This window comes from Nocardia wallacei (assembly GCF_029869545.1).
GTDB lineage: Bacteria > Actinomycetota > Actinomycetes > Mycobacteriales > Mycobacteriaceae > Nocardia > Nocardia wallacei_A.
This window is the reverse complement of sequence record NZ_JARWQD010000161.1, coordinates 1-13,245: the sequence shown is the minus strand read 5'-3', so window position 1 is coordinate 13,245 and position 13,245 is coordinate 1. Positions and strand designations below refer to the sequence as shown.

12 protein-coding genes and 1 tRNA gene are annotated in these 13,245 nt (G+C 70.3%); 2 read left to right on the top strand and 11 right to left on the bottom strand.

Annotation, left to right across the window (positions count from 1 at the left end):
* The 6 genes from QH290_RS13230 to QH290_RS13205 all read right to left on the bottom strand — a co-directional run.
* Window positions 1-886: serine/threonine-protein kinase (locus QH290_RS13230; RefSeq protein ID WP_280383018.1), on the bottom strand; the 886-nt coding region annotated here is incomplete at its 3' end.
* Window positions 887-991: 105 nt separating this feature from the next.
* Window positions 992-2,458 (bottom strand): peptidoglycan D,D-transpeptidase FtsI family protein, encoded by a 1,467-nt coding sequence (locus QH290_RS13225; RefSeq protein ID WP_280263796.1) that lies wholly within the window; start codon window positions 2,456-2,458, stop codon window positions 992-994.
* The gene (locus tag QH290_RS13220) at window positions 2,455-3,948 is read right to left on the bottom strand and encodes an FtsW/RodA/SpoVE family cell cycle protein (protein ID WP_280263794.1); all 1,494 of its coding nucleotides are present in this window, start codon (window positions 3,946-3,948) and stop codon (window positions 2,455-2,457) included. Before QH290_RS13220 ends, QH290_RS13225 begins: the two co-directional genes overlap by 4 nt.
* Complete coding sequence (locus QH290_RS13215) at window positions 3,948-5,405, bottom strand: PP2C family protein-serine/threonine phosphatase (protein ID WP_280383015.1); 1,458 nt, start codon at window positions 5,403-5,405, stop codon at window positions 3,948-3,950. Before QH290_RS13215 ends, QH290_RS13220 begins: the two co-directional genes overlap by 1 nt.
* The gene (locus tag QH290_RS13210; RefSeq protein WP_280383013.1) at window positions 5,402-5,869 is read right to left on the bottom strand and encodes an FHA domain-containing protein FhaB/FipA; all 468 of its coding nucleotides are present in this window, start codon (window positions 5,867-5,869) and stop codon (window positions 5,402-5,404) included. The genes QH290_RS13215 and QH290_RS13210 overlap by 4 nt, the downstream gene beginning before the upstream one ends.
* A gap of 185 nt (window positions 5,870-6,054) precedes the next feature.
* Window positions 6,055-7,449 (bottom strand): FHA domain-containing protein, encoded by a 1,395-nt coding sequence (locus tag QH290_RS13205; RefSeq protein WP_280262942.1) that lies wholly within the window; start codon window positions 7,447-7,449, stop codon window positions 6,055-6,057.
* Between the two features lie 235 nt (window positions 7,450-7,684).
* Here QH290_RS13205 and QH290_RS13200 point away from each other — a divergent pair.
* Window positions 7,685-7,770, top strand: a tRNA-Leu gene (locus QH290_RS13200).
* Window positions 7,771-7,892: 122 nt separating this feature from the next.
* Here QH290_RS13200 and QH290_RS13195 read toward each other — a convergent pair.
* The 4 genes from QH290_RS13195 to QH290_RS13180 form a co-directional block, all read right to left on the bottom strand.
* On the bottom strand, window positions 7,893-8,723 hold the full coding sequence (locus QH290_RS13195) for an EamA family transporter (protein ID WP_280262940.1): 831 nt from the start codon (window positions 8,721-8,723) through the stop codon (window positions 7,893-7,895).
* Window positions 8,724-8,727: 4 nt separating this feature from the next.
* The gene (locus QH290_RS13190; RefSeq protein WP_280383011.1) at window positions 8,728-9,243 is read right to left on the bottom strand and encodes a MarR family winged helix-turn-helix transcriptional regulator; all 516 of its coding nucleotides are present in this window, start codon (window positions 9,241-9,243) and stop codon (window positions 8,728-8,730) included.
* Window positions 9,244-9,300: 57 nt separating this feature from the next.
* Complete coding sequence (locus tag QH290_RS13185) at window positions 9,301-9,963, bottom strand: phosphate signaling complex PhoU family protein (protein WP_280383009.1); 663 nt, start codon at window positions 9,961-9,963, stop codon at window positions 9,301-9,303.
* Between the two features lie 796 nt (window positions 9,964-10,759).
* Complete coding sequence (locus QH290_RS13180) at window positions 10,760-11,764, bottom strand: stage II sporulation protein M (RefSeq protein ID WP_280383006.1); 1,005 nt, start codon at window positions 11,762-11,764, stop codon at window positions 10,760-10,762.
* Window positions 11,765-11,802: 38 nt separating this feature from the next.
* Here QH290_RS13180 and QH290_RS13175 point away from each other — a divergent pair, with 38 nt between their 5' ends.
* Window positions 11,803-12,603 carry an RDD family protein gene (locus QH290_RS13175; RefSeq protein ID WP_280262933.1) on the top strand — a complete coding sequence of 267 codons (801 nt, stop codon included), beginning with the start codon at window positions 11,803-11,805 and terminating at the stop codon, window positions 12,601-12,603.
* Here QH290_RS13175 and QH290_RS13170 read toward each other — a convergent pair.
* A partial coding sequence (locus QH290_RS13170) for a DUF58 domain-containing protein (RefSeq protein WP_483244247.1) occupies window positions 12,581-13,245 on the bottom strand: 665 nt, incomplete at its 5' end. The two genes, QH290_RS13175 and QH290_RS13170, sit on opposite strands and share 23 nt — an antisense overlap.

The following is a 13,245-nucleotide window of genomic DNA, read 5'->3' as shown; positions in this document are numbered from 1 at the left end:
CCGCGCCGGTCTGCGAGGCGGCGGGCCCGGCGGCGTTGCGCGGTGGCGGCGGCCGGCGCCCCGCGCGCCCCGCCGCCCCCGCGGCCCCGAATTCGCCACCCCAGCTGTAGCGCTGGGCCGGGGCCTTGGCCATGGTGGTCTCGACGAGTTCGCGCACGTTCGGCGGCAGATCCGACGGCATCGGCGGCGGGGCCTCGCGCACGTGCTTCATGGCGACCGTCAGCGCGCCGTCGCCGGAGAACGGGCGATGCCCGGACAGCGCCTCGTAACCGACCACGCCGAGCGAGTACACGTCGCTGGCGGAGGTGGCGTCCTCGCCGGTGGCCTGCTCGGGCGCGATGTACTGGGCGGTGCCCATCACCATGCCGGTCTTGGTCACCGGGGAGGCGTCGACCGCCTTGGCGATGCCGAAGTCGGTGATCTTCACCTGCCCGGTCGGCGTGACCAGGATGTTGCCCGGCTTCACGTCGCGGTGAACCACGCCCGCGGCGTGCGCGACCTCCAGCGCCCGGCCGGTCTGCTCCAGCATGTCCAGGCCCTGGGCCACCGACAGCCGGTTCATCCGGTTCAGCACCGCGTTGAGCGGCTCGCCCTGCACCAATTCCATGACCAGATAGGCGGTTTCGCCGCCCTGCGGGTCGAAGGTCTCGCCGTAGTCGTAGATTCCCGCGATTCCGGGATGGTTGAGCTGGGCCGTCGTCTTGGCCTCGGTCCGGAACCGGTGCCGGAATGTCGGATCGGCGGAGAACTCCGCCTTGAGCACCTTCACCGCGACCCGTCGATCCAGCCGGGTGTCCAGCGCCTCCCACACCTGGCCCATGCCGCCGGTGGCGATCAGCCGTTGCAGTCGGTAGCGGTCCGCGATCATCGCACCGTTGTTCAGCATTGCAGCCCCCGTAGGCTCTCATTCATGGCGCCCGGCCGCAGGCCCCGCGCATGTGCGCGAGTCTCGGGGCCCTGTCTGCTCAGGCGTCCTAGCTCGTTCATCTGGTCAGCCCCCCTGCAGTCCGGCGTCGAGTACCGCCCGGGCGACGGGCGCGGCGACCGAGCCGCCGGTGGCCGCGAGCGCGCGGTCCCCGCCGTTCTCCACGATGACCGCGATCGCGATCTTCGGGTTCTGGGCCGGCGCGAAGGCCGTGTACCAGGCGTGGGGCGGGGTATTGCGCGGATCGCTGCCGTGTTCGGCCGTCCCGGTCTTGGACGCGATCTGGTAGGGGCGTGACTGATTCCCTCCGGCTGTGTTCTTCTCGGACGCGATCATCAGGTTGGTCAGCTCGCTGGCGACCGGACCGCTGATCGCCTGCCCGACCGAGACCGGCTTGGTCTTGGACAGCTCGCTCAGGTCGGGGCCCTGCAGCTGATCGACCAGGTGCGGCTCCATGCGCACCCCGCCGTTGGCGACGGTGGCGGCGATGACCGCGTCGTCGAGCGGGGTCAGCGCCACATCGCGCTGACCGATGCTGCTCTGTGCCAGCGACGGATTGTCCGGGATCGTCCCGACCGTGCTGTCGGCCCACTGGATCGGGATGCCCGCGTGCGGGCCGATGCCGAACGCGGCGGCCTCGTCCTTGAGTTTCGCGGCCCCCACCTTCATACCGATCTCGGCGAAGGCCGTGTTGCAGGACCGCGCGAACGCCTCCGCCAGCGAGGCGGTGCTGCCGCTGCCGCAGTTGGAGCCGTTGTAGTTCTCCAGCGTCGTACTGGTGCCGGGCAGCGTGATGTTGGGCGCCGCGGTGAACTGATCGTCGGGCCTGATCCCCATCGACAGCGCGGCGGCGGCCGTCACCACCTTGAACGTCGAACCGGGCGGATAGGTCTGCGAGACGGCACGATTGAGCATCGGCTTGGCGGGATCGGTCGACAGCGACTCCCACGCCTGGGTGCTCTTGGCGCCGTCGTGGCCCGACAGCTGATTGGGGTCGTAGCTGGGCGTGGACACCATGGTCAGGATGCGACCCGTGCCGGGCTCGATCGCGACCACCGAACCGGTGTAGCCCTTGCTGGTCAGCTGCTCGTAGGCGACCTGCTGCATCACCGGGTTGATGGTGGTGACGACATTGCCGCCGCGCGGATCGCGGCCCGAGATCATGTCGACCAGCCGCTTGCCGAACAGCTGACTGTCGGAGCCGTTGAGCACCGAATCCTCGGCGCGCTCGAGTCCGGTGCTGCCGTACTGCATCGAATAGAAGCCGGTGACCGGGGCGTAGGCCATCGGATCGGTGGGGTAGGTGCGTAGATACTTGTAGCGGTCGTCGGTGGCGATCGAGCTGGCCAGCACGGCGCCGCCGCCGGAGATCTGCCCCCGCTGGCGCGAGTATTCGTCGAGCAGCACGCGCGAGTTGCGCGGATCGTTGCGCAGGCTGTCGGCCTTGATCACCTGCACGTAGGTGGCGTTGGCCAGCAGGGCGACGATCATGACCATGACGGCGATGGCGACGCGGCGTAGCGGTGTGTTCATGCCGTTTCCCCTCTCGCCGAGGCCTGCTGCCTGTGCTCCCGCTCGCGAATCATCTCCGTCGGCGCGTCGGCGATGGGTGCCTGCTCGCGCCGCCGCGCCGGCGCCGGGGCCCGGGCGGCGTCGGACACCTTGACCAGCAACGCCAGCAGGGCGTAGTTGGCCAGCAGCGAGGAACCGCCGTAGGAGACGAACGGGGTGGTGAGACCGGTCAGCGGAATCAGCTTGGTGACGCCGCCGACCACCACGAACACCTGCACGGCGATCGTGAACGACAGCCCGGCGGCCAGCAGCTTGCCGAAGCTGTCGCGCACCGCGAGCGCCGTGCGCAGCCCGCGCACCACGAAGATCGCGAACAGCATCAGCACCGCGGTCAGGCCGATCAGCCCGAGTTCCTCACCGATGGTCGCGACGATGAAGTCGGTCTTGGCGAAGGGCACCTGCGAGGGCCGCCCGCTGCCCAGTCCGGTGCCCGCCAGCCCGCCGGTGGCCAGGCCGAACAGCGACTGCGAGATCTGATAGCCGGTGTTGTTGTAGTCCTCGAACGGATGCAGCCACGTCGCCACCCGCACCCGCACATGCCCGAAGGAGTTGTAGGCGATGAAGAATCCGAGCGTCAGCAGCAGGCTGCCGACGATCACCCAGCCCACCCGCTCGGTCGCGATGTAGAGCAGCGCCAGCACCGTCGCGAAGATCAGCAGCGAGGTGCCCAGATCCTTCTCGAAGACCAGCACGATCAGGCAGACGAACCAGACCGCCAGGATCGGCCCGAGATCGCGGGCGCGCGGCAGCTCCATGCCGAACACGTGCTTGCCCGCGGCGGTGAACAGCTCGCGCTTGGCCACCAGGACCGAGGCGAAGAAGATGATCAGCAGGATCTTGGCGAATTCGCCCGGCTGCAGGCTGAATCCGGGCAGCCGGATCCAGATCTTGGCGCCGTTGGTCTCCGACAGCGCACTGGGCAGCAGCGCCGGGATGACGAGGGCCACCAGCCCGACCAGTCCCAGCGTGTAGCTGTAGCGCGCCAGCGTGCGGTAGTCGCGCAGCAGCACCAGCAGGCCGACGAACAGCGCGATGCCGAACGCGGTCCACAACACCTGTTGATTGGCGTCGGGTGAGGGGATCGGCCAGTCGTTGTAGGCGGCGGTCTGCTCGTCGGCCAGGTCCACGCGGTGGATCAGCACCAGCCCGATTCCGTTGAGCAGCGCCACGATCGGCAGCAGCAGCGGATCGGAGAACGGCGCGAAACGCCGCACCGCCAGATGGGCCACGCCGAACAGTGCCAGATACGCCAGCCCGAGTTTGGCCAGATCCCAGGTGATCTCCTGATCCTGGCTGGCCTCCACCAGCATCAGTGCGGCGGTGGTGATCACCACCGCGCCCCCGAGCAGCAAGGCCTCGGTGTTGCGCCGGGTGGTGGGCGGCGGCGCAGGAGCGAAACCGCCCGGGGGACTGGGGAAGGCCCCCGCGGACGGCGGTGCGGGTGCGGACATCAGTCCGCCTTCCTGCAGTTCTCCCCCGGGATCTGCGGGGCCGGCGAGGCGCTCGTCGGCGGGACCGGCTGCTCGGCCGGGGCATTGGTGGGGCCGGGGTTGGCGGGTGCGGTCGCGCCGGGCGCCGGGGTTGGCCCGTTCGGGCTCTCGCCGGGCTGCCCCGGCGGAGCGGGCGGCGGCGCAACGGGTTTCGCGCACGGCGGCAGCAGTTCCGAGGTGGTGAGCTTCTCGACCTGGCGGCGGGCATCGCCGAAGGTGCCCGGCTGCAGGCCGTTGTTGACGACCTTGTCGCGCCCGGACTGCCGCAGATCGTCGACCTGCAGCTGCTTGCATCCGGCCGGGAAGCCCGCGCCGGGCGAGGTGAGCGTGAGCCGGCCGTCCCGGTCGACGCAGGCGAGCTGATCGACATCGCGGATCGAATAGCCCAGCACCGAACCGGGCAGCCCGCGCATGACCACCACGTTGCCGTTGTCGGCGCCCACGTAGTAGTTGCTGCGAATCATCTTGTAGCCCACCACGAGTCCGACCGCGACCGCGGCGATCAGCGCAAGCGACAGCAGGATCCAGCGCAGCTTGTGACTCTTGCGCGCGGCCGGTGGTTCCGGCGCCACGGGGGCGCGGCGCGGTGTGGCACGCGGCGGGCGCATCGCCGCGGCGCGCCCGGCGGCGGTGTTGGGGGGCGGGGCGTCCTCGTCCTCGCCGGAGGCGGCCCCGGCCACGATCGGGTGGCTCTGGCCGTAGTCGAGGTCGATGACGTCGGCGACGACGACGGTCACGTTGTCCGGGCCGCCGCTGCGCAGCGCCAGCTCGATGAGCCGATCGGCGGCCTCGTCGGTGTTGCCCTCGCGCAGCGTGTTGGCGAGGGTCTCGTCGCTGACCACATCGGACAGGCCGTCCGAGCACAGCAGGTAGCGGTCGCCCGCGCGGGCCTCACGCATGGTCAGCGTGGGCTCGATCTCGTTGCCGGTCAGCGCGCGCATGATCAGCGACCGCTGCGGATGGGTGTGCGCCTGCTCGGGCGTGATGCGGCCCTCGTCCACCAGCGACTGCACGAACGTGTCGTCGCGGGTGATCTGCGCGAGCTCGCCGCCGCGCAGCATGTAGGCGCGGGAGTCGCCGATATGCGCCAGGCCGAGTTTGCGGCCCGCGAACAGGATCGCGGTGAGCGTGGTGCCCATGCCGTCCAGTTCGGGCTCCTCCTCGACCTGGTCGGCGATGGCGGCATTGCCCTCGCGCACCGCGCGGTCGAGCTTGCCGAGCAGGTCGTCGCCGGGCTCGTCGTCGTCGAGATGGGCGAGCGCGGCGATCATCAACTGGGAGGCCACCTCGCCCGCGGCATGGCCGCCCATGCCGTCGGCGAGCGCGAGCAGGCGCGCTCCGGCGTAGACGGAATCCTCGTTGTTGGCCCGGACGAGACCACGGTCGCTGCGCGCTGCGTAGCGGAGAACAAGAGTCACGATCGCAGCTCGATCACTGTCTTACCGACACGGACAGGGGTACCGAGCGAAACTCGGACCGGGGTGGTGACCTTCGCTCGATCGAGGTAGGTCCCGTTGGTGGATCCTAGATCTTCGACGTACCAGTCGTCGCCGCGCGGCGCCAGCCGCGCATGCCTGGTCGACGCGTAGTCGTCGGTCAGCACGAGTGTGGAGTCGTCGGCACGTCCGATGAGGACCGGCTGGCTGCCGAGCGTAATTCGCGTACCGGCGAGTGAACCCTGAGTCACCACTAGATATTTGGCGCCCTTCTGGCCACGGCTGAAGGATGGCAGCACCGCGGAACCGCGCGGGGCCCGGGGCTGGATCCGGATGCCGGATGCCGCGTAGATGTCGCTGCGCAGGGTCCGTAGGACCGCCCAGACGAACAGCCACAACAGCAACAGGAACCCCGCACGGGTCAATTGCAGGATCAGTCCCTGCACGGCGCTCCACCTCCTGTTCGACCGGTGCCGTCGGTACGGTTGCACCCCCAACCGGCGTGCTGGTCAGCACGGCCCGGCTGCCGAGCGAATGGTGGCAGCATAATAGGGCCGACGACCGGTTGCGATCACGATACGACCGAGGTTTCTCGAGTCACACCGTGACCTGCACCGGCGAGCTTACGGGATCAGACGATCCGGATCAGGATCTCGGAATGCCCGGCGCGGATCACATCGCCGTCGGCGAGTTGCCAATCCTGCACGGGCGAGCCGTTGACCAGCGTTCCGTTGGTCGAACCGAGGTCCGAAAGCATCGCGACCTGGCCGTCCCAGCGCACCTCGATATGCCGGCGCGAGACGCCGGTGTCGGGCAGCCGGAAGTGGGCGTCCTGCCCCCGGCCGATGATGTTGCTGCCTTCTCGTAGCTGGTAGGTGCGCCCGCTGCCGTCGTCGAGCTGCAGGGTCGCCGAGTATCCGGAGCCGCCCCGCTGCGGCGGCTGCTGCGCGCCCGGCGCGGCGGCGTACCCGGCCTGCTGCCCGTAGGCCTGGTCGGCGTAGCCCGGCTGGGCGTACCCGGCCTGGTCGTACCCGCCCTGGTCGGCATAGCCCTGCTCGTACCCGGCGGGCGCCTGGCCGTAGCCCGGGGCCGCGTAGCCCTGCTCGTAGCCGCCCGGCGCCTGGCCGTAGGCCTGCTGCTGCCCGTAGTCCTGGTTGGGGTAGCCCTGCTGTCCGTAGCCCTGGTCGTAGCCCTGGTCGGCGTAGCCCTGGTCGTATCCGCCCTGCTGCCCGTAGCCCTGGTCGGCGTAGCCCTGCTGGTTGTAGGCGGCCGGGTCGTATCCGCCCGGCTGGCCGTAGCCCTGGTCGGCGTAGCCCTGCTGACCGTAGGCCGCGCCACCCTGCTGGTAGTCGTAGCCGTTCTGGTAGTCGGCCTGCTGATAGTCGCCGTAGGCCTGCTGCGATTCGGGAGCGGCGTAGTCACCGGCCGCGGGGTACTGCCCGCCGCGGCCGTAGTCGTAACTCCCCGGACCGGGGCGGCCACCGGGCGGCGCGTACCCGCGGTTGCGTGGATCGGACTCCGCGGGCTCACGGCTGGGGTCGTAGCCTGAGTTCTGCGTCATGGGGCCAGCTCCTGGTTGCGGGTTTGCGTTTCGTTGTGCGGGTGGTCCAGGCCGGTCGGGCGGCCGCCGGTGCGGCGGGTTGCGGCGGTCGGCGTCCGGGTCGACCCGGCCGCGCGTCCTGAACTGCCCGGTGTGCAGCGTAGGGGATGCCTGGAATTCGACGTGCACTTCGCCGTAGGTCTGCCACCCCTGCTCGCGGATGTAGTCCTGCAGATGCCGGGCGAAAGCACGGCTCGTGATCTCGTGGTCGGCATCGAGTTGTTGCAGGTCCGACGTGTTGATGGTGATCACGTAACTGTTGGGAGCCAGCAGATGCCCGCCGTCGAGTTCGGTGACTCGATCGGTGGCCTCGCGCTGCAGCGCCGCTTCCACCTCCTGGGGAACGACACTGCCTCCGAAGACCCGGGCGAAGGCATCACCGACGGCCCCCTGCAGGCGTCGTTCGAAGCGTGACACGATTCCCATCCCGGGCCCTCCCTTCGATGCGCTCGTCCTGGCGGTCCTCTGTCAATAATCCGCGACACGCGAATAGGGCGTGTCGTCGGACGGACACGGTCATTGCATGATATCCACGATCGTCCACACCTGTAACTCTCGGTAGGTCGCCGAAGTTCCCAGTCTGAGACGGGGTGTCGGCAGGTGTGTTGACCAGGCGATTTCATCCGTACAGCGGCCGCGTGATACTGTCTTCCAGTCGCTCGGGCGAGTGGCGGAATGGCAGACGCGCTGGCTTCAGGTGCCAGTGTCCTTCGGGACGTGGGGGTTCAAGTCCCCCTTCGCCCACCAGCAACAAGGGCCCGGATCTTCCGATCCGGGCCCTTGTTCGTATCCGGACACCCGCGCCGTCCCCGTTGTCACCCGCCGGAAGCGGCGCTGATCTGTAGGTTTGTCGTCAACCGGGGTTTCGATCAGTGCGCGAGCAGCGCGACCGCCGCCGCGGCGATCAGCAGTCCAGCGCACTGGCGGCGGGTCAGCCGTTCGTGCAGCACGGTGATTCCGAGCACAACGGGGATCACCGGATACAGCGAGGACAGCGCCACGGCGACGACGGCGAGCTGCCGATGGGTGGCTTCGAGATAGGCCGCGAGCGCCATGGCCGCGGTGGCACCGGCGGTCCCGGCGAGAACGGCCGGACCGGGCGCGGCCCGCCACACCGCCCCGGTCCACAGCACCAGCGGCACCAGCGCGCAGACGGCCGTGACTCGCCCGGCGGCCACCGGCCAGAGCCCCGAGGCCGCGCTGGCGTGCGCGAGCGCCAGGTATTGGATCGCGATACCCACGCCGGCGGCGAGCCCGTCCGCGAGGGCCCCGCGCGCCGCGACCGGTGCGCTGTCGGGGGTCCGGGAGACCAGCCACAGCGCCGGGAGCGACACCACGACCCCCAGGCTCGCCGCGGCGCTCGGGCGCTGCCCCTCCGCCAGCACACCGAACAGCACGGGCAGGCCCATGCCGGTCAGGGTGCTGATCGGCACCACCGTGCTCATCGTGCCGCGCCCGAGCCCGCGGAACAGCGCCGCCATGCCGCCCGCGGTGCCCAGCCCCGACAGCGCACCCCAGGCCAGATCCGCGGCCCGCATCCCGGTGCCGTTCAGCAGTGCCAGCGGCACCGCGACACCCAGGCCCGCCGCCTGCCCGAGTACCGCGGTGGTCGCGAAATGGATTCGCCGCGCGGCGATTCCGCCGACGAAGTCCGACAGGCCGTACAGCACGGCCGAACTCAGCGCGAGCAGCCACCCCATCGGCTCACCCGCTGCGGTCCCGCGCCGCCTGGCCGACCGGGCACACCCGGCCGTGGGTGCAGGCCCGTCGATCACAGAGCCTGCAGAGCAGATCGGCGTCGGGGATGTCGTCGTAGATCCGGGTCAGGATCTTGCCCAGCATGCGGTCGAGCGATTGCCGCTCGCGCTCGTCCAGCGCGGCGGTGAGCGCCTCGAGCCAGGCGACCCGCGACCGCAGGATCGATGCGGCCTCGCGTCGCCCCGCGTCGGTCAGGGCGATGGCCCGGTCTCGTCCGGTCCGGGTCCGCTGTACCAGGCCCGCGCGTTCCAGCGAGTCGAGCGTGCGGGTGGCGGCCGACTGGGTCAGACCGACGCGGCGACCGAGTTCGGTCACGCCGATCGGGCCGGACTCGAGGAGTACGACCAGGCCCGCCGAGGCACTGGGACTCAGCCGCGTGGCGGCGGTGACCTCGCGAATCATCTTGTCGCTGACGGCCAGCGCCACCGCGCCCAGCAGATTCGACAGACGTTCGGTATGCATGCCTCATGCATTCCCGGTAAGCCGCGCTCTAATCATGGGCGGGACCATATATATCGGTCAGTGCTCGCCGGATTGTGCCGACAGCGGGGTTCCGGTGTGGAAGAAGCGGATCAGGCGGCCGATGCGCACGCAGTGCTCGGCGCAGCGCTCGTAGTGATGCACGAGCAGGGCGAGGTCGACGGCCATGGCGCTGCCGTGCGACCACTCGGGCGCCGAAATCGTGTGCAGCGCCTGCTGCTGCAGCTCGGCGAGCCCCGCGTCGGGTGCGACCACGTGGTGCTCGGCCGCGGGGCCGTCGGTGGCGATGGCGCGGTGGGCCGCCGCCGCGAGGGCGATGACGCCGCGGCCGATCTCGGCCAGCAGCGCCAGGATGTCCGGCGGCGCCACCGGATTCGGATAGCGGCGCACCACGCTGTCGGCGATACGGCTCGTGAGCCAGCTCATCCGGGACAGATCGTCGGCGATCTGGATCGCGCTCACCACGTGCCGCAGATCGCGGGCCACCGGTGCCTCCAGCGCGAGCAGGATCACGGCCCGGTTCTCGCAGGCCCCGTGCAGGGTCTGGAACTGCTCGTCGAGGGCGAAGACCTCGTAGGCGGCGGTCAGGTTGGATTCGGCCACCGCCACCGCGACGCGCTCGGTGGCCTCGTGTGCCAGCCCCGACAGCCGGGTCAGCTCACCGGTCAGTGCCGCGAGTTCGGAGGAGAATTTGGTCCGCACGGGGGTTATCTTCGCTGTTCGCCTCGCCACGTGCAGCAGTTCGGTCCCGAAAACCGTTGTCGCCGCCGGTAACCCGGTGCGCGGCGGTGGTGCGGGCGGCGGGAACCGTTGTGGGCGAACATGTTCGCGGCCGCCGGAGTGTCAATGGGCCGCGACACGGCACCCCGCCGCGAGGGAGGCCGCCGCCGGAGGGCGTCAAGGTGTGATCTTCGCCGCACCTCCGCGCCGCGCGGCACGGGGATGTCGGCGTCCGGGACGGGTTGCGGACCCTCATTGTTCGGACGCTTGTCGCAATTCCGGCCGAGGTCAATGGTCGCGTATCCGTGAATCGCTCCCTGATACAGGATGTGACTCGAGCAACTTCGTCATATAACGGACTTTGAGTTTGTTTCGATTGTGGCAATCTCACAGTCACCCTGTGTATAGCCGGTGAACATCCTGCTAATGCCCCGTTCGGGAGGTGCGATCCCATCGGGTCCTGCAGCCTGGCAAACAGGAAAACGGGATCATCCGGACCCGGGCGCGGGGATCGAATCGGTCGAAGAGGAAAGACCGGACGGTCGCCGGGGATCCGTTTTCGGCCCGTTCGCACGTTGGACGCTACGAATTTGCGAATCGGGTGAGAGATGCTGTCCGGTCATCGTTTTCGAACCGTGACTTATACGCCCCGAGCAGGGCGTGGCGGGTTGCATCGCGATAACGATTGTGTAGAGTTGACGGTAACGCTGGCCGCAGCTGAGCTGGACTCGCTGCGGCCAGTGGATCTCAAATCCCCCGCCTAGATCATCGTCGGCGGTCACTCTCCTGGCAACCGATTTTCCGTTTGTTCGTCGGCTGTACGCCGATCGGTAACTGCTTCCCCCTGCGCCGCGCGTCGCCCCGCGCCGAAGACGTACCCGAGGAAGGCCAGCTCCGCCACCAGCCCGATCGCGATGCGTACCGGCGCGGGCAGGCCGCTCGGCGTCACGAAGCCCTCGATGAGCCCCGCCACCAACAGCACGACGACCAGGCCCAGGGCGATCGTCGCGGTGGCCCGGCCCTGCCGCGCCAGCGCCCGCGCCCGGCTCAGCCGGCCCGGATCGATCAGCGTCCAGCCGAGCTGCAGTCCGGCGCCCCCGGCGACGAAGACGGCCGTCAGCTCCAGCATCCCGTGCGGCAGGATGAATCCGAAGAAGGCGTCCAGGCGCCCGGCATCGGCCATCAATCCGCCCGAGATGCCCAGGTTCAACGCGTTCATGAACAGCACGTACGCCGCGGGCAGCAGTAGTACGCCGGTGAACAGCGCCACCGCGGAGACCCAGGCGTTGTTCGTCCACACCTGCGCCGCGAACGCGTCGTGGGGGTGTTCGGAGTAGTAGGTCTCGAATCGGCCGCCCGGCCCGGTGAGCACGTCGGTGTCCGCCGGGATGCCCAGCGCCTCCCGTGCGGCGGCGGATCCCGACACCCAGACGCCGAGCCCGGTGGCGACGGCGAGGAACACCACCGCCACCCCGGCCCACCATGGCCAGGCCCGGTACACCGCCGCCGGGAACCGGTGGGAGAAGAACAGTCCCACCTCGCCCCACGGGTCGGGCCGGGCGCCGAGCGTGCGGCCGCGGGCGCGTGCCAGCAGCGCGCTGAGCCCGCCGATCAGCTCCGGATCGGGCGACTGCGCTTGCAGCCGGGCCAGCTGCTGCGAGGTGCGGCGGTACAGCAGCACCAGTTCGTCGGTCTCCGCGCCGGACAACCGCCGCTGCCGCGTCAGCTGGTCGAGCCGATCCCAGGATCGCCGGTGCGCGTAGGCGTACGCGTCCACATCCATCCGTGCCTCCCGAGCGAACAGGCTAGCCTGTGGACGACATGGCCGTTTTCACAACCGGCGAGGCCGTCGCCCTGGACCTGCCGATCGCGCGCATCCCCACCCGCGCCGCGGCATTCCTCCTCGATGTGGTGCTGCAGCTGGTGCTCGGCTGGCTCCTGGTGCTCGGGGTGTCGGCACTGGTGGTGTGGCTGCGGCCGGATCCGGCGTGGCTCGACGCCGCCGTGCTGGTGACCCTGGTGGCCGTGCTCGCCGGTTATCCGATCACCTGCGAGACCCTGTTGCGCGGCCGGACCGTCGGCAAGCTGGCGCTGGGCCTGCGGGTGGTGCGCGGGGACGGCGGTCCCGTCGACTTCCGCCACGCCCTCACCCGGGGGCTCGCCGGGGCGATCGTCGACTTCTGGGCGCTGGGCGGATTCGGGGCCGTCGCCGTGGTCACCTCGCTGTGCTCGCCGCGGGCGCGGCGGGTCGGCGATGTCCTGGCCGGGACGGTCGTCGTGCACGATCGGGTCCGAATTCCCGTGCCCGCGCTGGCCGTAGCGCCCCCGTGGCTGCAGGGCTGGGCGCAGCGGCTCGAATTGTCCGGTCTCACCGAGGATCTCGCGCTGCCGGTGCGCCAGTACCTGACCCGATTCCGGACCCTGACCCCCGAGGTGCAGCACGACCTCGGCCAGGCCCTGGTCGCCGCCGTCTGCGCGCAGCTGCGGGCGACACCCCCGTCCGGATATCCACCGCTGCACATCCTCGGCGCGGTGATCGCCGAACGTCAGCGCCGCACGCTGACGGCACCGGCGCCCGCGGCCCTCGTGCCGCGGCTCGTCACGTGGCACCGGAGCGTTTGAGTTCCAGGTATTCGTCGGCCAGTGCCTCGGGGAGGCGGGCGGGGGAGGTGGTGATCACGTCGATGCCCTTGCGGCGCAGGGATTCCCGGATGAGGGCGCGCTCGGCGAGCTGGGCCTCGGCGGCGGCCGCGGTGTAGATCTCGGTGAGCGTGCCGCGCCGTTCGGCCGCCGCGGCGACGTCGGGATCGGTGACCGAGACGAGGATGACCCGGTGGCGCCGGGTGAGCACCGGCAGGACCGGCAGCAGGTTCTCCTCCACCATGGCGCCGTCCAGGCTGGTGAACCACACCACCAGGCTGCGGCGGCGCGCATGCCGCAGGGCGGCGCGCACCAGGCCCGCGGTATCGGTGTCGACCAGTGCGGGCACGACACCGGCCAGCGCGTGCATCAGCTTGGGCTGCAATCCTTTTCCGCCGCCGCCGCGCACCTCGGTGCGCACCCGCCGGTCGTAGGCGAGCAGATCGATGGAGTCCCCGGCCGCGGCGGCCAGCCCGCCCAGCAGCAGCGCGGCCTCGATGGCCGCGTCGAGGCGGGTGCCCGCGCCGACCCCGGCGGCGCTGCGCCGTCCGGTGTCGAGCAGGATAAGCCGCCGCCGATGCCGTTCCGGCCGCCCCGTCCGCACCAGTACATAGGCGGCGCGGG